This is a genomic window from Streptomyces sp. DSM 118878 (assembly GCF_052936595.1).
In genome coordinates, this window is record NZ_CP193622.1 from 2,948,435 (window position 1) to 2,966,549 (window position 18,115).

General features: G+C 68.9%; 17 protein-coding genes and 1 pseudogene. 7 read left to right on the plus strand and 11 right to left on the minus strand.

Going from position 1 to position 18,115, the window contains the following annotated elements; genetic code table 11:
- Window position 1: 1 nt before the first annotated feature.
- Window positions 2-1,186 (minus strand): HpcH/HpaI aldolase/citrate lyase family protein, encoded by a 1,185-nt coding sequence (locus ACRAKF_RS12940; protein WP_447037171.1) that lies wholly within the window; start codon window positions 1,184-1,186, stop codon window positions 2-4.
- A 267-nt stretch (window positions 1,187-1,453) separates the two neighbouring features.
- On the opposite strand from ACRAKF_RS12940, the gene ACRAKF_RS12945 reads away from it, so the two are divergent.
- Window positions 1,454-2,344: a TerD family protein gene (locus ACRAKF_RS12945; protein ID WP_447037172.1), complete on the plus strand. Its 891-nt coding sequence runs from the start codon at window positions 1,454-1,456 to the stop codon at window positions 2,342-2,344.
- An 18-nt stretch (window positions 2,345-2,362) separates the two neighbouring features.
- On the opposite strand, the gene ACRAKF_RS12950 is transcribed toward ACRAKF_RS12945, so the two are convergent.
- The 7 genes from ACRAKF_RS12950 to ACRAKF_RS12980 form a co-directional block, all read right to left on the minus strand.
- Window positions 2,363-3,103, minus strand: coding sequence for a TerD family protein (locus ACRAKF_RS12950; RefSeq protein WP_447037173.1), 741 nt, complete (start codon window positions 3,101-3,103; stop codon window positions 2,363-2,365).
- Window positions 3,104-3,257: 154 nt separating this feature from the next.
- Complete coding sequence (locus ACRAKF_RS12955; protein ID WP_447037175.1) at window positions 3,258-4,403, minus strand: DUF475 domain-containing protein; 1,146 nt, start codon at window positions 4,401-4,403, stop codon at window positions 3,258-3,260.
- Window positions 4,404-4,467: 64 nt separating this feature from the next.
- Entirely contained in the window at window positions 4,468-5,043 is a 576-nt protein-coding gene (locus ACRAKF_RS12960) for a TerD family protein (protein ID WP_447037176.1), read from the minus strand.
- Window positions 5,044-5,181: 138 nt separating this feature from the next.
- Window positions 5,182-5,757, minus strand: a complete 576-nt coding sequence (locus ACRAKF_RS12965) for a TerD family protein (protein WP_062781869.1) — start codon at window positions 5,755-5,757, stop codon at window positions 5,182-5,184.
- Window positions 5,758-5,869: 112 nt separating this feature from the next.
- Complete coding sequence (locus ACRAKF_RS12970; RefSeq protein WP_447037177.1) at window positions 5,870-6,328, minus strand: peroxiredoxin; 459 nt, start codon at window positions 6,326-6,328, stop codon at window positions 5,870-5,872.
- Window positions 6,329-6,384: 56 nt separating this feature from the next.
- Window positions 6,385-6,555, minus strand: coding sequence for a hypothetical protein (locus tag ACRAKF_RS12975; RefSeq protein ID WP_447037179.1), 171 nt, complete (start codon window positions 6,553-6,555; stop codon window positions 6,385-6,387).
- Window positions 6,556-6,670: 115 nt separating this feature from the next.
- Window positions 6,671-7,102 (minus strand): DUF3052 domain-containing protein, encoded by a 432-nt coding sequence (locus tag ACRAKF_RS12980; RefSeq protein ID WP_447037180.1) that lies wholly within the window; start codon window positions 7,100-7,102, stop codon window positions 6,671-6,673.
- Between the two features lie 379 nt (window positions 7,103-7,481).
- Here ACRAKF_RS12980 and aceE point away from each other — a divergent pair, with 379 nt between their 5' ends.
- The gene (gene aceE, locus ACRAKF_RS12985) at window positions 7,482-10,214 is read left to right on the plus strand and encodes a pyruvate dehydrogenase (acetyl-transferring), homodimeric type (protein WP_447037181.1); all 2,733 of its coding nucleotides are present in this window, start codon (window positions 7,482-7,484) and stop codon (window positions 10,212-10,214) included.
- Window positions 10,215-10,309: 95 nt separating this feature from the next.
- Here aceE and ACRAKF_RS12990 read toward each other — a convergent pair.
- The 3 genes and pseudogenes from ACRAKF_RS12990 to ACRAKF_RS13000 form a co-directional block, all read right to left on the minus strand.
- Window positions 10,310-10,399 (minus strand): annotated as a pseudogene (locus ACRAKF_RS12990) (small hydrophobic protein); the annotation flags it as partial.
- Window positions 10,400-10,457: 58 nt separating this feature from the next.
- The gene (locus ACRAKF_RS12995; RefSeq protein WP_447037182.1) at window positions 10,458-10,901 is read right to left on the minus strand and encodes a peptidase inhibitor family I36 protein; all 444 of its coding nucleotides are present in this window, start codon (window positions 10,899-10,901) and stop codon (window positions 10,458-10,460) included.
- A 271-nt stretch (window positions 10,902-11,172) separates the two neighbouring features.
- A complete protein-coding gene (locus ACRAKF_RS13000; RefSeq protein ID WP_447037183.1) occupies window positions 11,173-12,783 on the minus strand; it encodes an MFS transporter in 1,611 nt (536 codons plus the stop codon).
- Window positions 12,784-12,898: 115 nt separating this feature from the next.
- Here ACRAKF_RS13000 and ACRAKF_RS13005 point away from each other — a divergent pair, with 115 nt between their 5' ends.
- The 5 genes from ACRAKF_RS13005 to ACRAKF_RS13025 all read left to right on the plus strand — a co-directional run bounded on the left by ACRAKF_RS13005 (window position 12,899) and on the right by ACRAKF_RS13025 (window position 18,031).
- Complete coding sequence (locus ACRAKF_RS13005) at window positions 12,899-13,534, plus strand: TetR family transcriptional regulator (RefSeq protein WP_447037185.1); 636 nt, start codon at window positions 12,899-12,901, stop codon at window positions 13,532-13,534.
- A 180-nt stretch (window positions 13,535-13,714) separates the two neighbouring features.
- A complete protein-coding gene (locus ACRAKF_RS13010; protein ID WP_447037187.1) occupies window positions 13,715-14,926 on the plus strand; it encodes an alpha/beta hydrolase in 1,212 nt (403 codons plus the stop codon).
- Between the two features lie 75 nt (window positions 14,927-15,001).
- A complete protein-coding gene (locus ACRAKF_RS13015) occupies window positions 15,002-15,877 on the plus strand; it encodes a DUF4429 domain-containing protein (protein ID WP_447037188.1) in 876 nt (291 codons plus the stop codon).
- 115 nt (window positions 15,878-15,992) lie between these two features.
- Window positions 15,993-17,363 (plus strand): sensor histidine kinase, encoded by a 1,371-nt coding sequence (locus tag ACRAKF_RS13020; RefSeq protein WP_447037189.1) that lies wholly within the window; start codon window positions 15,993-15,995, stop codon window positions 17,361-17,363.
- On the plus strand, window positions 17,360-18,031 hold the full coding sequence (locus ACRAKF_RS13025; protein ID WP_447037190.1) for a response regulator: 672 nt from the start codon (window positions 17,360-17,362) through the stop codon (window positions 18,029-18,031). Before ACRAKF_RS13020 ends, ACRAKF_RS13025 begins: the two co-directional genes overlap by 4 nt.
- The last annotated feature ends 84 nt before the right edge of the window (window positions 18,032-18,115 follow it).

Consider the following 18,115-nt stretch of genomic DNA (forward strand, 5'->3'; position numbering starts at 1 on the left):
GTCAGGAGGCCGGGATGCCGGCCGTGAGCAGCTCCACGAAGCCGATGTCCTCCTTGGCGACGCCGAAGACCTCGGCCCGCCGCAGGGTCCGCTCGGCCCACGCGCGGTGCGGCTTCACCTCGTTCATCTTGTTCGTGTACGAGGAGCGCAGGACCCCGCCGCCGCCGCGCTCGGGGCGCAGGATGTCCTGCGCGTCGCTGAACTCCTCGTGGCTGACGACGGAGAGGGCGTGCACGGGCAGGACGTGGGAGGGGTGGATGCAGGTCTTGCCGAGCAGGCCGTTGGCGCGGTCGAGCTCGATCTCGCGGAGCAGACCGTCCATGTCGTGCTCGATGAGGGCCTGCCGCAGTTCGTCGGCGCGGCCCTCCAGGAAGGGGCTGCGGCGCAGCTGCGGCTTGAACATGCGCTCCTGGACCCGGAAGTACTCCCAGACGGGCCCGGTCACGATGTGGCCCGTGCCGTCGGCCCTGCCGAGCACGTTCACCACGTCGGCGATGACCGAGGCGACGATCTGCACGTCGTACGCGGTCATGTCCGGGGGCCTGCGCAGTCCGTACGCCGAGCAGAAGTCGGTGACGCCCAGGCGCAGCGCGAGCACCCGGTCGCGGTACTTGTCGACGGTGCGGGCTATCCCCGCGAGCGTCTCGGCGCGGCTCTCCAGGTGCAGCAGCTCGGGGGACTCCAGGACGGGCATGGCGAAGAGCCGACGGCCTGCGTCCTGCCCGGGGGCGGTCTCCGCCTCCGCGGCCGTCAGCGCCTCCAGGAACGGGACGCCCCGCTCCTCGGTGAATTTGGGCAGCACGAATCCGGACAGCAGCCGGACGTCCGGCCCGAGCCTGCGGACCAGGTCGGGTATCTGCTCGGCGGCGCGGACCCGGATGAAAAGCAGCGGGGGCTCCACACCCCGCTCAGCCAGCTCGGCGAACTGCCGGACCAGGTTCTCCTCGGCGCCCCCCACCTCGGCGTCGTCGATGGAGTCCTCCAGGCAGAGCACCATGGAGGTCACGCCGCGCCCGCCCTGCTTGAGGACGTCGTCGGCGAGGCGGGGGCGGGTGGCCGGGCTGTAGAGCGTGGCGCCGAGGGCGGACGCGAGCACATGGGGCGGGGAGTCCGCGGTGAAGGCACACGGCTCCCGATGGAAGAGACGCTCTCGCACCTCTGGGGCGATATGCCCGAAATGACGCATGGGATTCCCCTGTTATCGCCTGTTCCGTCGAACGTTGTCATCTGTTCCGTCGGCATGGACCGTTGTGATGTGGCCGGTAATAGTACGTAGGAACGGGTGCCGGGGGTTCCCATCGGGCATGAACTTCAGGTAACCCGGCCATGTCACACACGCACATCACACAACCGTCGCACGCTCGGACCGCTCGCAGGTCAGGCGCCTGCCGCCCGCGGCCGGGCCCGCGGCCCCGCGTTGTACCGCCCGTGCGGAAGAAGGCAGGATGACCGCATGACGCACGCGATGTTGAAGGGGTCGAACGTCCCTCTGGAGGCCTCGGCGGTCCGCGCGGTGCTGCGCTGGGCCCCCGGGCAAGGCGTCCCCGACGTCGACGCGTCGGCACTGCTCCTCGGCGGTGACGGCCGGGTCCGCTCGGACGAGGACTTCGTCTTCTACAACCAGCCCCGCCACCCCGGCGGCAAGGTCTGGCGGCTCGGCAAGAAGCGGGTCGCCGAGGGTCTGACCGACACGATCCAGACAGATCTCGCCGGCATGGACCCGGCGGTGAACCGCGTGCTCCTGGCCGCGTCCGCGGAGGGCGTCGCGTTCGAGAACGTACCGGCGCTGCGCATCCTGATCTACGACGCCATGGTCGCCGACGGCGAGCCGCTCGCCTATTTCGACATCACGCCGCAGACCGGCGAGGAGACGGCGTTGATCTGCGGCGAGCTGTACCGCCGCGGCGAGACCTGGAAGTTCCGCGCGCTCGGCGAGGGCTACTCCAACGGCCTCGAAGGGCTCGCCTCCGACTTCGGGATCTCCGTGGACGACACGGAGTCCGCCCCGCCCGAGCCCATGCCCCCCGTGCCGGGGCCCTCGACGTCCTTCCCGCTGCCGCCCGCGCAACCCATTCCGCAGCCGTCCGCGGTCCAGCTGCAGCCGTCGCTCGCCCAGCCCGCCCCGCAGTCGCCGCCCTCGTACGGCTATCCGCCCGAGCCGCCCCGGCACCCGGCGCCCCAGCCCTCGTACGGCTACCCTCCCGCCGCGCCCACGCAGCCCGCGCCGATCGTCCGCCCCGCCCCGGTCGCGCAGCCCTCGTACGGCTATCCGCAGCCGGTGGCCGCGATGCCGGACCCGAACTTCACGCTGCCGCCGCAGGGCCCGCAGTTCCTGCCCCGCTGAGAGCCTGGGCGCCGAGACTCAGCCGACCTTGGTCTTGTAGCCGCGGCCCCACTGGAGGCCCCAGCCGTAGAGCCGGTCGAGTTCGGCCTGGAAGCCGTAGACGAACTTCACCTCGCGGCGGACCATCAGCTCGTTCTTGACGTTCTCGATGGAGACCACCGCGCAGGAGCGGGCCTGCGGCTGTCGCTCGTCCAGGTCGATCTCGATCCGCGGCCCGTTGCTGGGATAGAGCGTCACCTTGGCGTGCGTGCGGTCGAAGGCGGGCGTCTGGTCGTAGATGTACGCGAAGACGAGGAGCCGCTTGATGGACTCGCGGTGGTCGAGGTTGACGTAGATCGTCTCGCCGGACGGTGAGCCGAACCGGTCGTCGCCGCTGAGCTTCACGTACGGCGGCCCGTTGAGGTCACCGAAGAAGCTGCCGAGCGGCTGCACGACCCCCTTGGTGCCGTCCATCAGCTCATACAGACAGCCGATGTCCAGGTCCACGTTGACCACGCCCTGGGTGTGGGCCTGCACCACGTCGGGCTGGAACATCTTGAACGGATGCCGCAGCAGGCTGCCGCCGGACCGCTGCTTGCCCATGAAGTCCGAGGGCCGCATCTGCCAGGACAGGTTGACGCGCAGATTTCCGGTGGCGGCGCCCTGCTTGCTGAGCGAGACCGTCGGGTGCCGTTTGGTCAGTTCGATGGAGTTGGTCGCGGAGCTGCCCGATTCATAATCCATCGAACGCCCGCGCCACAGTCCGTCCCAGAAGGACATGCCGCCCCCAATTGCCCTCGTGCCTCATACGGATACGGGGCGGCCGACGAGGACATGTCCTCGTCGGCCGCCCCGCTCAGAGCGTTCCTCACCCTGACTGTCGTCACACTCCGGAGCACGGAATCGGACAGCTCGGCGAGGGTTTCGGTCAGCGTCAGACGCCGGACGACACCTCGGTCTTCTCCCCTGCTCCGGCTGCCCCTTCGGCCGCCGCCAACCTGCGGTTGCGGAGAACGGAGGAGATGAAGGACCAGGCGATCAGGATGACACCGACGGAACCGGTGATGACCTCGTGGATCTCGTACTGGATGGTGATCAGCAGGATCACGGCCAGGGCGCCGATGGCGTAGTGCGCGCCGTGCTCCAGGTAGACGTAGTCGTCGAGGGTGCCCTGGCGGACCAGGTAGACCGTGAGCGACCGGACGTACATGGCGCCGATGCCGAGGCCGAGCGCCATCAGGACGATGTCGTTCGTGACCGCGAAGGCGCCGATGACGCCGTCGAAGGAGAAGGACGCGTCGAGGACCTCGAGGTAGAGGAACATGAAGAACGCGGCCTTGCCCGCCATCACGACGGCAGGAACCTTCTTGCCGGTCTTGGCGGCCTGTTCCTCGGCCTCGTGTTCCCGCTCCTCCTCCTCTTCGAGTTTGTTCTCGAAGTATCCGGAGAGGCCGCCGACGATCAGATACGTGATGAGGCCGGCGACCCCGGAGATGAGAACCGTCTGCGCCTTGTCCACATGGGCGCCGCCGTGCTGGTGGGCGTGGGTGGCGAAGGTCATCGCGGTGACCATGAGCACGATCAGCGCGATGCAGACCGACAGCATGTCGACCTTGCCGAGCTTGGCGAGCGGGCGCTCGATCCAGCCGAGCCACTTGATGTCCCGGTCCTCGAAGATGAAGTCGAGGAAGATCATCAACAGGAACATGCCACCGAAGGCCGCGATCGACGGGTGGGCGTCGGTGACCAGCTGCTGATACCGGTCCTTGTCGTTGAGAGCGAGGCGGACCGCCTCGATCGGGCCGGTCTTCGCGCTGATGGCGACGATCACGACCGGGAAGACCAGGCGCATGCCGAAGACCGCGATCAGCACGCCGATGGTGAGGAAGATCTTCTGCCAGAAGGCACTCATCTTCTTCAGGATTCCGGCGTTGACCACCGCGTTGTCGAAGGACAGCGAGATCTCGAGGATGGACAGGATTGCCACGATGCCGAAACCTGTCCACCCCCCATAAAGCACCGCGGCCACCAGGCCGAGCGCGGTGACCGCGAACGACCAGCCGAAGGTTTTCAGAAGCACTGGCTACCCAATCGTGTGTGTACGGGCTCCCGTATAGCGGTCTCCCCCGCGCCGGTCCCCTGCTTTACGAAACGTTGACCCCGAAGTCTAGAGCGATGCCTCGCAGACCCGACGCGTACCCCTGCCCGACTGCACGGAACTTCCACTCGCCGCCGTACCTGTACACCTCACCGAAAATCATCGCGGTCTCCGTCGAGGCGTCCTCACTCAGGTCGTACCGGGCCAGTTCCTGGCCGTCCGCCTGGTCCACCACCCGGATGAAAGCGTTGCTGACCTGGCCGAACGCCTGCCCGCGGTTGTCCGCCTCATGGATCGAGACAGGGAAGATGATCTTGTCGCAGTTCGCCGGCACCTTGGAGAGGTCGATCCGGAGCGACTCGTCGTCGCCGTCGCCCTCACCGGTGAGATTGTCGCCGGTGTGCTCGACGGAGCCGTCCGGACTCTTCAGGTTGTTGTAGAAGATGAACCACTCGTCACCGAGGACCCGGCCCGCGTCGCACAGCAGCGCGCTGGCGTCGAGGTCGAAGGGAGCGCCGGTGGTGGAGCGCGCGTCCCAGCCGAGGCCGACGAGGATTCGGGTGAGATTCGGTGCGGCCTTGGAGAGGGAGACATTGCCTCCCTTGGCGAGTGTGACGCCCATGCTGCTGGTCCTCCCCGGTTCGAACAGGAACGCGTGTCCTCATGGTGAATGGTGACGGGGCACGCGGTGGCGAGCACGTCCGGCGCCGCACTGGTCTGGGTGCGGCGCCGGACGACCTGGGTGAAGGGCGGGATCGGCTCAGACGTTGACGCCGAAGTCCTGCGCGATGCCGCGCAGACCCGAGGCGTAACCCTGGCCGACCGCGCGGAACTTCCACTCCGCGCCGTGGCGGTACAGCTCGCCGAAGACCATGGCGGTCTCCGTCGAGGCGTCCTCGGAGAGGTCGTACCGCGCGATCTCGGCGCCGCCCGCCTGGTTCACGACGCGGATGAACGCGTTGCGGACCTGGCCGAACGACTGCTGGCGGGTCTCGGCGTCGTAGATCGAGACCGGGAAGACGATCTTCTCGACGTCGGCGGGGACCGCCGCGAGGTCGACCTTGATCGCCTCGTCGTCGCCCTCGCCCTCACCGGTGGTGTTGTCACCGGTGTGCTCGACCGAGCCGTCGGGGCTCTTCAGGTTGTTGAAGAACACGAAGTTCTGGTCACTGCTGACCTTGCCCTCCGCGTTCGTCAGGATCGCGCTGGCGTCCAGGTCGAAGTCCGTACCGGTGGTGGTGCGGACGTCCCAGCCGAGGCCGACCAGAACCGCGGTCAGGCCGGGCGCCTCCTTGCTCAGCGATACGTTGCCGCCCTTGCTGAGGCTGACTCCCACGGGTCCTCCCAATTGGTGTCCAGGGGCGGGGAGCCCCAAGCGTTACGTGTCATCGGATCAACGTGTGGATCCTAGTGACCGGTTCCCGGCCGTGAGCGAAAACGAGGCTTGCTCAGAGCGTTTCGAGCGCCTTGACGTACTCGTTCAGGTCACGGGCGTCGGGCAGTCCGTTGACGACACTCCACCGCACGACGCCCTCCTTGTCGATGACAAAGGTGCCGCGGACCGCGCAGCCCTTCTCCTCGTCGAAGACGCCGTAGGCCCGGCTGACCTCGCCGTGCGGCCAGAAGTCGGAGACCAGCGGGTACTCCAGGCCCTCCTGCTCGGCGAAGACGCGCAGGGTGTGGATGGAGTCGTTGGAGACGGCGATGAGCTGGGTGTCGTCGTTGACGAACTTCGGCAGCTCGTCGCGGAGCGCGCAGAGCTCGCCGGTGCAGACGCCGGTGAACGCGAACGGGTAGAAGAGCAGCACCACGTTCTTCTCGCCGCGGAAGTCGGCGAGCCTCACGGTCCGGCCGTGGTTGTCCTTGAGCTCGAATTCCGGGGCCTTGGTGCCGACCTCGATCGCCATGAGTACGCATCCCTTCGATGGAGCCCCTCGGCCGGGGCTGTTCGGGTGATACCACCCTACGTCCGCCGATCTTCGCCCATGCGGTACGGCTGCGGTCCGGCCTCGGCGGCCGCGGCGCCCTCGGCGGCCGCCTCCGGGGCGGTGGGCCTGCCCGTGGCGGTGGACACGTGCCCCGTGGCGGGGGCGTGCCCCGTGGCGGGGGCCTGCGGGCCTTGTGCGGCGTCCACGCGCGCGTGAGGCCCTCACCGACGGAGTCATCGGTGAGGGCCTCACGGTGTCATCTGGTGGGATCGTCGCAGCTCGGCGCGATCCTGGAAGGCGCGCGGCTCGGCGCGAGCGTCGTCAGCGCTTCTTGGCCGCCGCCTTGGGCGTGACCAGGCGGGTACCGCTCCAGTCCTTGCCGGCGTTCGTGCTCTTCGTCTGGGACAGGCCCGCGGTGGTGGCGGCCTCACCGATGTCGCTCGGCTCGACGTAACCGTCGCGGCCGGTCTTCGGAGTCAGCAGCAGAATCTGGCCGCCCTCCTCCATGTACGCGATGGCATCCACCAGCGCATCAGTCAGGTCCCCGTCGTCCTTACGGAACCAGAGCACCACGGCGTCAGCCACGTCGTCGTAGTCCTCGTCGACGAGCTCTGTGCCCGTGGCCTGCTCGATGGCCTCGCGGAGCTCCTGGTCGACGTCGTCGTCGTAGCCGATCTCCTGGACCACCTGGTCGGGCTGGAAACCAAGCCTTACGGCAAGGTTCGTCTCCGCGTGGTCCGCGGTCGCGCTCACGGATTGCCTCCTGATCATGTTTTTCGAGAATGCCTTCAGCCACGCGCGTGCGCGGGGCGTTGGCCGTAGTCCACACGGGCGGGGCGGATCGCGCAAGTACCCGGCCGCCGAGACCGCCGAAACGGTGACGTTCCCCGTCGTGTCGCCGCAACTGCCGCCTCATCCGTACGAGACCGAACGGCTCAGCGAAGCGGCTAGGCAGGATGGGCGTATCGTTGCGATTTGGTCGAGCCTACCGCAGGGTCGCCGGTTCAACGTCTCGGTTACCTACTCGGTTACCTATCGGTAGAGATGACGTTCGCGTTCGTCGGGTACACGATGGACAGCGGTGCAAGGCCAGGCAGAACCCAGGCGAGAGCCCCAACAGCGAAGGAACAGCGTGGCTTCCGGATCCGATCGCAACCCGATCATCATTGGCGGCCTGCCCAGTCAGGTCCCGGACTTCGATCCCGAAGAGACCCAGGAGTGGCTTGACTCCCTCGATGCCGCGGTCGACGAACGCGGACGCGAGCGGGCCCGCTACCTGATGCTCCGGCTCATCGAACGCGCACGCGAGAAGCGTGTGGCGGTTCCCGAGATGCGCAGCACGGACTACGTCAACACGATCGCCACCAAGGACGAGCCCTTCTTCCCCGGCAACGAGGAGATCGAGCGCAAGGTCCTGAACGCGACCCGCTGGAACGCCGCGGTCATGGTGTCGCGGGCCCAGCGCCCCGGCATCGGCGTCGGCGGCCACATCGCGACGTTCGCCTCCTCCGCTTCTCTGTACGACGTGGGCTTCAACCACTTCTTCCGCGGCAAGGACGAGGGCGACGGCGGCGACCAGATCTTCTTCCAGGGGCACGCCTCCCCCGGCATCTACGCCCGCGCCTTCCTCCTCGACCGGCTCTCCGAACAGCAGCTCGACGCGTTCCGTCAGGAGAAGTCCAAGGCACCGCACGGCCTGTCGTCGTACCCGCACCCCCGCCTCATGCCGGACTTCTGGGAGTTCCCGACGGTCTCCATGGGCCTCGGCCCGCTCGGCGCGATCTTCCAGGCCCGGATGAACCGCTACATGGAGGCCCGCGGCATCGCCGACACCTCCAAGTCGCACGTCTGGGCCTACCTCGGCGACGGCGAGATGGACGAGCCCGAGTCCCTCGGCCAGCTCTCCATCGCCGCCCGCGAGGGCCTGGACAACCTCACCTTCGTCGTCAACTGCAACCTCCAGCGGCTCGACGGCCCGGTGCGCGGCAACGGAAAGATCATCCAGGAGCTGGAGTCGCAGTTCCGCGGCGCCGGCTGGAACGTCATCAAGCTCGTCTGGGACCGCAGCTGGGACCCGCTGCTCGCCCAGGACCGCGACGGCATCCTGGTCAACCGGCTGAACACCACCCCCGACGGACAGTTCCAGACGTACGCGACCGAGACCGGCGCCTACATCCGAGAGCACTTCTTCGGCGACGACCAGCGGCTGCGCGCCATGGTCGAGAACATGTCCGACGAGCAGATCCTGCACCTCGGCCGCGGCGGCCACGACCACAAGAAGGTCTACGCGGCCTACGCGGCGGCCAAGGCCCACAAGGGTCAGCCGACGGTGATCCTCGCCCAGACGGTCAAGGGCTGGACCCTCGGCCCGAACTTCGAGGGCCGCAACGCCACGCACCAGATGAAGAAGCTGACGGCCGACGACCTCAAGGGCTTCCGCGACCGTCTGCACATCCCGATCCCGGACAAGCAGCTGGAGGACGGCGCCCCTCCGTACTACCACCCCGGCCGGGACTCGGAAGAGATCCAGTACATGCACGACCGCCGCAAGAGCCTCGGCGGCTATGTCCCGACCCGCGTGGTGCGTGCCAAACCCCTGCGCCTCCCCGAGGACAAGACGTACGCGGTCGCGAAGAAGGGTTCGGGCCAGCAGTCGATCGCCACCACCATGGCGTTCGTCCGCATCCTGAAGGAACTCATGCGGGACAAGGAGATCGGCAAGCGTTTCGTGCTGATCGCCCCCGACGAGTACCGCACCTTCGGCATGGACGCCTTCTTCCCGAGCGCGAAGATCTACAACCCGCTCGGCCAGCAGTACGAAGCCGTGGACCGCGAACTGCTCCTCGCCTACAAGGAGTCCCCGACGGGCCAGATGCTGCACGACGGCATCTCCGAAGCCGGCTGCACCTCCTCTCTGATCGCCGCGGGTTCGGCCTATGCCACCCACGGCGAACCGCTCATTCCCGTGTACGTCTTCTACTCGATGTTCGGTTTCCAGCGCACCGGCGACCAGTTCTGGCAGATGGCCGACCAGCTCGCCCGCGGCTTCGTCCTCGGTGCGACGGCCGGACGCACCACCCTGACCGGCGAGGGCCTGCAGCACGCGGACGGCCACTCACAGCTACTCGCCTCCACCAACCCCGGCTGCGTCGCCTACGACCCGGCGTTCGGCTACGAGATCGCCCACATCGTCCAGGACGGTCTGCGCCGGATGTACGGCCCCGACAGCGAGGACGTCTTCTACTACCTCACCGTCTACAACGAGCCCATCCAGCACCCGGCCGAGCCGGCGGACGTGGACGTCGACGGCATCCTCAAGGGCGTCTACCGCTTCAAGTCCGGCGAGCAGGGCGCCATTCCCGCGCAGATCCTGGCGTCCGGCGTCGCCGTGCCGTGGGCGGTCGAGGCCCAGCAGATCCTGGCCTCGGAGTGGAACGTCAAGGCGGACGTCTGGTCGGCGACCTCCTGGAACGAGCTGCGCCGCGAGGCCGTGGAGGTGGAGCGCCACAATTTCCTGCACCCGGAGGAGGAGCAGCGCGTCCCGTACGTGACGCGGAAGCTCTCCGGTGCCGAGGGCCCGTTCGTGGCCGTCTCCGACTGGATGCGGAGCGTCCCCGACCAGATCGCCCGCTGGGTGCCCGGCACGTACCAGTCGCTCGGCGCGGACGGCTTCGGCTTCGCCGACACGCGCGGCGCTGCCCGCCGTTTCTTCCACATCGACGCCCAGTCGATCGTGGTGGGCGTGCTGACCGAACTGGCCCGTGACGGCAAGCTCGACCGCTCCGTACTGAAGCAGGCGATCGACCGCTACCAGCTCCTCGACGTCGCGGCGGCCGACCCGGGCGCGGCGGGCGGCGACGCGTAGTCGTTTCCTGGCCGGAGGGTGGCGGGCGTTGGGCCCGCCGCCCTCCGGCGTTCTCAGGACGGGCCGGTCGTGGTGGCCGCCCCGGCCGCCGTCCAGAGCGTCGCGCGGTCCGGCCCGCTCCGAGGCCACGTCCGGTCTCGTGAGCGAGGGTGCACGCGCGTTTTCTGTCCGAAGCCCGTCATCATCGTTCCTCGCGTCGGCCGACGTCGGCCGTTTCGGGCTCTGTGCGTCGAGTACCCGCATTCAGCTCTCCCAGACTTTGAAGGCGCGGACGCGGTAAGGCGAGTCGGGAACCCAGGTGCCGCCGCCCGGGTAGGTGTCGAACTCGCCCGTCTCCGCGCACTCCGTGGACTGGTAGGTGGTGACCGGTCGGCCGGTGCGGTTGGCCAGGGCCTGGGCACCGCTCCCCGCCGGCAGCGCGATGCAGCTCTCGATGTCGATGTCGGCCAACTCGTATGTCTTCCGGGTCCCTTCGAATCCCGCCTTCTCCCAGAGGCAGAGCTCGCCCGCTCCGCAGTCCCGGAGCGTGGGTGGGGCAGCGGCCGCGGCGGCGGTCGCGGTGCTCGCGGGCGTCAGGATCACCGCGGCGAGTACGGCGGCGGCGGTGAGAGTGGCAGTGGTGAGAGTGGCAGTGGTGAGAGTGGCGGTGACGGTGGCGGTGGCGGTGGCGGGAATGGTCGTACGCATCTTCTTCAACCCCCGTGTGGATGGGCTCGGTTGCCCACTGTTGGTGTGGACCGGTCTGCCACGTGGTGTGGCTCGGTCGTCCGCGGCGTGCGGATCGCCTGCCTGAACTGTGGACCGGCCGAGCGGGGCTTCGGAAGGGCTTTAAGGGGTGCGTCACCCTGATACATGAAAGCCCCCCAGGTTTTCCCTGAGGGGCTTTCCCTGACCTCCGCGGCCGGACGGCTGTGGAGGTCAGTCGAATGCTGTGGAGGTCTGCCGGATGGCGGTCGGGCTAGATGTGGCCCACGCCCGCGCCGGCCTCCGCGTTGGCGCCACGCTTGGTGAGGAACGCGACGAAGACCGCGACGACGGCGACGCCGGTGGCGACGAGACAGGCCAGACCCATGCCCGACATGAAGGTGTCGTGCGCGACCGAGGTGATCTGCTCGACGACCGACGGCGGCGCCTTCGGCGGCACCGGTGCCAGACCCACCTGGACGGCCTCGGCGGCCTTGTCGAGGTCGGCCTCACCGAGCGGCGGGAGCTTCGCATCGGCCCAGTTTCCGGCCAGGTCGCTGTCGACCTTGGAGGCCATGACGGCACCGAGGACGGCCGTGCCGAGGCTGCCGCCGATCTGCATCGCGGCCTGCTGGAGGCCGCCGGCCACGCCGGAGAGCTCCATCGGCGCGTTGCCCACGATGACCTCGGTCGCGCCGACCATGACCGGGGCGAGGCCGAGGCCGAGGAGGGCGAACCAGAGCGACATGAGACCGCTGCCGGTCCCTGCCTCCAGCGTGGACATGCCGAACATGGCGATGGCCGTGAGTGCCATGCCGCCGGCCAGCGGGATGCGCGGGCCCACCTTGGTGATCATGGCTCCGGCCAGCGGCGAGCCCACGATCATCATGCAGGTGAGCGGCAGCAGGTGCAGACCGCTGTCGACGGGGCTCATTCCATGCACGTTCTGCAAGTAGAAGGTGACGAAGAAGAGGCCGCCCATGAAGGCGATGGCCATGAGCACCATCAGGACCACACCGGCGGAGAGCGCCACCGAGCGGAACAGGGCGAGCGGGATGAGCGGTTCCTTGACCTTCGACTCCCACACCGCGAAGCACACGAAGCTCAGCACGGACACACCGATGAACGTCCAGGTCAGGCCGTCGCCCCAGCCCCACTCGGGCGCCTTGATGAGCGCCCAGACCAGGCAGAACATGGCAGCCGAGAGCAGCACGATGCCCAGGACGTCGAAGGACTTGGGGGCGTTCTCGGCCCGGTGGTCCTTGAGGATGACCAGGCCGAGCACCAGGGCGAGGACACCGACCGGCACGTTGATGAAGAAGACGGACTGCCAGCTGACGTGCTGGACCAGGAGACCGCCGAGGATCGGGCCGCCCGCCGTGGAGGCGCCGATCACCATGCCCCAGATGCCGATGGCCATGTTCAGCTTCTCGGCCGGGAAGGTGGCACGGAGCAGACCGAGCGCCGCGGGCATCAGCAGGGCGCCGAACAGACCCTGGAGCACGCGGAAGGTGACCACCAGGGCGATGCTGTCGGAGAGGCCGATGGCGGCTGATGCGGCGGCGAAGCCGACCACGCCGATCAGGAATGTCTGGCGGTGGCCGAAGCGGTCACCGAGCTTGCCCGCGGTGATCAGCGCGACGGCGAGCGCCAGGAAGTAGCCATTGGTGATCCACTGGACCTCCGCGAAGGTGGCGCCGAGGTCCTTCTGGATGGCCGGGTTGGCGATCGCCACGATGGTGCCGTCCAGGGCGACCATCATCACGCCGATGGCGACGGAGAAGAGCGTCAGCCAGGGGTGGCCGCGGAGCCCCTTGGCCGGGGCCGGAGCGGAAGCGGGCTCCGGCGCCTTGTCCGCCTGTTCGACGGTGGTCTGACTAGTCATACGGCGAGATTAGTGACAGCGACTGACAGTTGACAAACCAATTCACTAGTCGGTAACTGTCACGTGGCTCACAGGTAGGCTGAGCCGCGCAAAGAGGCGAAACGAGGACCAAGGTGTGAACTCCGGACCGGGACTGCGGGAGCGCAAGAAACAGCGCACCCGGAACGCGCTCCTGCGCGCAGCGCTCGAACTCTTCACCACCAAGGGGTACGAGGAGACCACCGTCGACGAGATCGCCGAGGCGGTCGACGTGTCCCAGCGCACGTTTTTCCGGTACTTCACGAACAAGCAGGAAGCCGTTTTCGCCGTCCAGGAGATGGTCGAGGCGCGATTCGTCGAGGCACTGCGTGAGCGCCCCGCCCACGAGGCCCCCCTTGTGGCGCTGCGCGAAGCCGTGCTGGGCGCCTGGGAGGCGATGGGGCAGTCGATCGAGGAGGTCGTCCCCGTCGAGCTGCACATGAGCACGTACCAGATGATCGAGTCGACACCCTCCCTGCTCGCCGTCCACATGCGCCGCTCCATCGAGACCGAGGACGAAGTCACCCGCGTCATCGCCGAGCGCGAGGGGCTGGACATGGAGACCGATCCGCGACCGCGGGTGGCGGTGGCGGCGTTCAGCGGAGTGATGCGCGCGACCGGCAGGCTGTGGGGCGCGGGCGAGGACACCAGCCTGGAGTCGATCCGCCGGCTCACGGGGGAGTATCTCGATCATCTGGGACCCGCGTTGGCGGAGAACTGGCACGCGCGGTAGCCGGCGGCGGCCGTCCGCACGGGCGCTCGAACCTCCAGCGCGGCAGCCTTCGAAGGCGCGTACGGAGCGTGAGCAAGCGGGGCCAAAGTGCGTCCACTATGCCTCGATTAGGCACCTGGAAACGTGATCTGCCTCACGCGATGCCCGGTATGCGTCACGATTCTCCTAGGGTGTTCGGCAGTGACTTCCTTCGACTCCTCACCCCAACTCAACGCCTGGCGCGCTCTCCTTGCGCTCGCGGTCGTGTTCGTCATGCTGGCGACGACGGGCTGGACCGCGGTGCGCAACAACAGAGGCAGCTCATCGCCTCTGGAAGCAGCGGTCACCGCGTGGGAACACGGGAAAATCGGCGGGCGCGCCCTGCCCGACGCCGATGCTCCCGTCTCCCGGCTCAGCCACTTCTTCGCCTCGCTCGACAAGCGGCAGCGGTACCAGCTCGCCGCGCGTTACCCCTTGGCGGTCGGCAACATGAACGGCGCGCCCGTCCAACTGCGATATCGCGCCAACCGCATCGCACTCGGGCAGGCCCGCGAGGTGGAGCGGGACCGCATGCACGACCAACGCCTTTCCCCGCTGGGGAAGCAGGAGGCCGAGCGCCGCATGAAGCGGTTCGGCGTCATGATGCACCCGGAGCGCCAGGTCTTCGCCTTCGACCCCATGGGCTCCGGCCGCATGGCGGAAGTCTTCGGAGACCTCGACAAGGCCCGCCGCGTCTCCGTTGTGGTGCCAGGCGTCGACACCAACGTGCTGACCTTCGAGCGGACCTTCCGCAAGTACTCGGCACCGGTGGGCATGGCCAAGGCGCTCTACCGCGCGGAGCACACGACGAGCCCACGCGCGCGTACCGCCGTGATCGCCTGGGCCGACTACACCGCGCCTGTCGGCATCGGCGTGGACGCGGCGACGGCCATGCGTGCCGAGAGCGGGGCCGCACGCCTGGACTCGATGGTGCGTGGCCTGCCCGGCCGCTCCCCGGTCGCGCTGTACTGCCACAGCTACGGCTCCGTGGTGTGCGGTGTGGCCGCGCGGACCCTGCCCGCGCGGGTGACGGACATCGCGGTCGCGGGCAGCCCGGGCATGCGGGCCGACAAGGTTTCGGAGCTGGGCACTGGGGCCCGGATCTGGGCCGCACGGGACAGCGACGACTGGATTCAGGATGTGCCGTACATGGAGGTCGGCGGGATCGGCCACGGCGCCGACCCGGTGTCGGGCGGTTTCGGCGCGCGGGTGCTGTCCGCCACCGGCGCGAAGGGTCACACCGGCTACTTCGAGCCGGGCACGGAAAGCCTGCGCAATTTCGCCGAGATCGGCACCGGAACATATGACAGTGTCCGGTGCGCGAGTCGGGACGACGCCTGCCGGGAAGGCATTCCCGGCGCGGCAGCGGCCTGACGCGCGTAGAAATCGATGGAACAGCGGGCCGCCACAGGAGGGACGGAGGCGCGCGTGCCGCCTACGATGAGCCGCATGGGTGACGTACTGGCCGGATTTCATGCCGCCTGGGAGTTCGGGTCCGACTCCATGCTCATCCGCTTCGAACGGGGAATCCGCACGCCGAAGCTCTTCCAGGCGCTCGGTGAACGGCGTATCCCGTATGAGGCGATCGCGGCGGTGACCCTCTCCCCCGGCAAACGCGGGACCGTGGTGCTGCACGCCGTGCCGAGACCGGGCGCCGATCCACTGATGGAAGCCGCGGCCGGCCAGCTCAAGGACGGCTGCGACCCCTACCGCCTCGTGCTGCCCGCCGAGCGGGAGACGCTGGCCGAGTACTACGCGGACGAGCTGCGGGCCCAGCTCCGACCCGACGACGGCGAGCCCGCCGACCGCTATCTGGTGGCCGCGCCCGAAGCGCCCCAACAGTTCAAGGCGTACGACGGGAAGGCGTCCTTCGACGGCAAGCAGGTCTCCTTCCGGTGGTTCTGGACGGGCGCCTCGTCGGCGAAGTGGAAGGCCGGCGACCAGAGCTTCGCCGTCTGCGACCTGACCGGCATCGAATGGCGCTCCCCCGAGCTCTTCGAGGGACACCTGCGGCTGCTGCCCCGGGACGCCTCGGCGGTGCGGCCCGGGCAGGCCGACCAGGACCCCGCGGCCGTCGTCTTCGGCCTCGGCTACGGCCCGGTCCATGAGTCGCTGCCGTTCGCCGCCTCGGTCCTCGCGGCGGTACGGACGTCCGGTCCCGCCCTGCCTCCCGACGGCGTCGGCGCCGCCACGGCGACCGTGACCCGGCGCGACCCGGCGGACATCGCGGACCGCATCCGCCACCTCGGCGAACTGCACCAGGCGGGCCTGCTCACGGACGAGGAGTTCACGGCGAAGAAGGCCGAGCTTCTGGCGGAGCTGTGATCCGCGCGGCCACGAGTGCCAGGTGCACAGCCGCGGTGATACCGGGGTATGAGGTGCGGTCCAGCACCCTGGTATGACGGCACGAGAAGGGCGGGACGCCTACGCTGATCGGGCCATGAACAGCGCATCCTCGACACCGCCTCACGACCAGAAGCCCCGCCGTCCCGTCCCGGAGCCGGACAGCCGCGAGGCCGGTGTCCGACGTGCGGCGGCCGCGGTCTTCGACGGTCTGCGGACCGCGGGAGTCTCGCTCTCGACACCGGCCGTATCGACCAAGCCGCTGCTCGCCGACGCCCCCAAGCGCTGGGTGCGGCTGCTGCCCCAGGTGATCGCGCTCGGCTTCGTCGTCGTCCTGATCCCGGTCACCGTACAAGTGCTGGCGAACGACTACGGCGTGGGCGGCGGTCTTGCGGGGGCCCTGGCCGTGGCGCAGTCCGCCCCGCTGCTCCTCGCGATGACCCGGCCGCTCCCGGCCTGGTGGATCGTGATCACGGCCGACATCATCGGTGCGATCGTCACGATGTCCGCCGACTCCGGCCGCCCGGCCCCCTGGACCCCCGCGATCATCGTGGGGTACGTGGTCCTGTGCTGCGCGCTGTCCCTGCGCGAGAGCCGCCGCACACTCCTGGGCATCTGGATGGTCACGGTCGTGTCCGGGCTGGTGCTCGGCGCGTTCAGCGGCGAGGGGAGCCAGGACACCAGCGTGCTGCTGATCGTGCTGAGCGGCTCCGTGCTGCTGCTCGGCACGCTGCTGCGCGAGCGCGGCGACGCCCGGCGCCGACTCGTCGAGCAGGAGACCATCAGCGAGGCGGAGCGCGCCCAGCGCACGCTTCTGGAGGAACGTGCGCGCATCGCCCGCGAGTTGCACGATGTCGTCGCCCACCACATGTCGGTGATCACGGTCCAGGCCGACTCCGCGCCCTACCGGCTGGACGGTCTCCCCCACGCGGCCCGCGAGGAGTTCGGCAGCATAGCGGCGAGCGCCCGGGAGTCCCTCACCGAGATGCGGCGGCTGCTCGCGGTGCTGCGCAGCGAGGGCGCGAACGGCGAGCGGTCGCCACAGCCCGGCCTCGACCGGTTGCCGCACCTGGTCGAGGCCACGGTGAGAGCCGGCATACCGATCGACATGTCACGCCCCGAACTCGCGATCCTGACGCATCTGGCCGACGTGTCCCCTGCCGTGGACCTGTCCGCCTACCGGATCGTGCAGGAAGCCCTGTCGAACGTGATGCGCCACGCGCCGGGCGCCCGCACCAAGATCACGGTCAGTTTGGACGACCAGTACCTTCTGATCCTCGTCGTCAACGGCCCCTCGGATGGGCCGCCCGCCCCACTGGAGGGCGGCGGTACGGGCCACGGGCTCGTCGGCATGCGCGAGCGCGTACGGTTGGTCGGCGGCACGGTCGACGCCGGGCCACTGCCCGACGGCGGCTTCCGCGTCGCCGCCCGGCTCCCCCTCCTCCCGAAGGGCTCCGGCACCGCATGACCATCCGCGTGATCATCGTCGACGACCAGAACATGGTGCGCGCGGGATTCGCCGCCCTGCTGGCCGCGCAGAGCGACATCGACGTCGTGGGCGAGGCGGCGAACGGCCAGAAGGGCATCGAGGTCAGCCGAAGCACCCACCCCGACGTGGTCCTGATGGACGTCCGCATGCCGGAGCTGGACGGACTGAGCGCCGCCCGCGCCCTGTTGGACCCGCCGCCGGGAGTGGTGCACGTGCCCAAGGTGCTCATGCTCACCACCTTCGACGTCGATGACTACGTGTACGAGGCGCTGCGCGCCGGGGCCTCCGGCTTCCTCCTCAAGGACGCGCCACCCGCCGACCTGATCTCTGCCGTACGCGTGGTGGCGTCCGGCGAGGCGCTGCTCGCCCCGTCGGTGACCCGGCGCCTGATCGCGGACTTCGCCAAGCAGCGGCCCGCTCCGCGCGAGGCGCTGCGGCTCAACGGCCTGACACCGCGTGAGACCGAGGTACTGGTGCTGATCGCACGCGGCCTCTCCAACCAGCAGATCGCCGAGCGCCTGGTGCTGGCCGAGCAGACGGTGAAGACACACATCGGCCGTGTCCTCAACAAGCTGGACCTGCGGGACCGCGCCCAGGCTGTGATCTTCGCCTATGAATCGGGCCTGGTCACGCCCGGCGAGCAGTAGCCCACCCCCTACTGAGGTAGCACTGCCGGGCGCCATCGAATACTCCGGTATCACCCGCGAGTTGGCTCCCCGGTGTGACGTGCC

Coding starts and splice junctions, on each gene's coding strand:
- ACRAKF_RS12940 (WP_447037171.1), bottom strand. CDS start 1,186: ATGCGTCATTTCGGGCATATCGCCCCAGAGGTGCGAGAGCGTCTCTTC.
- ACRAKF_RS12945 (WP_447037172.1), top strand. CDS start 1,454: ATGACGCACGCGATGTTGAAGGGGTCGAACGTCCCTCTGGAGGCCTCG.
- ACRAKF_RS12950 (WP_447037173.1), bottom strand. CDS start 3,103: ATGTCCTTCTGGGACGGACTGTGGCGCGGGCGTTCGATGGATTATGAA.
- ACRAKF_RS12960 (WP_447037176.1), bottom strand. CDS start 5,043: ATGGGCGTCACACTCGCCAAGGGAGGCAATGTCTCCCTCTCCAAGGCC.
- ACRAKF_RS12970 (WP_447037177.1), bottom strand. CDS start 6,328: ATGGCGATCGAGGTCGGCACCAAGGCCCCGGAATTCGAGCTCAAGGAC.
- ACRAKF_RS12995 (WP_447037182.1), bottom strand. CDS start 10,901: ATGCGTACGACCATTCCCGCCACCGCCACCGCCACCGTCACCGCCACT.
- ACRAKF_RS13000 (WP_447037183.1), bottom strand. CDS start 12,783: ATGACTAGTCAGACCACCGTCGAACAGGCGGACAAGGCGCCGGAGCCC.
- ACRAKF_RS13015 (WP_447037188.1), top strand. CDS start 15,002: ATGGGTGACGTACTGGCCGGATTTCATGCCGCCTGGGAGTTCGGGTCC.
- ACRAKF_RS13020 (WP_447037189.1), top strand. CDS start 15,993: ATGAACAGCGCATCCTCGACACCGCCTCACGACCAGAAGCCCCGCCGT.
- ACRAKF_RS13025 (WP_447037190.1), top strand. CDS start 17,360: ATGACCATCCGCGTGATCATCGTCGACGACCAGAACATGGTGCGCGCG.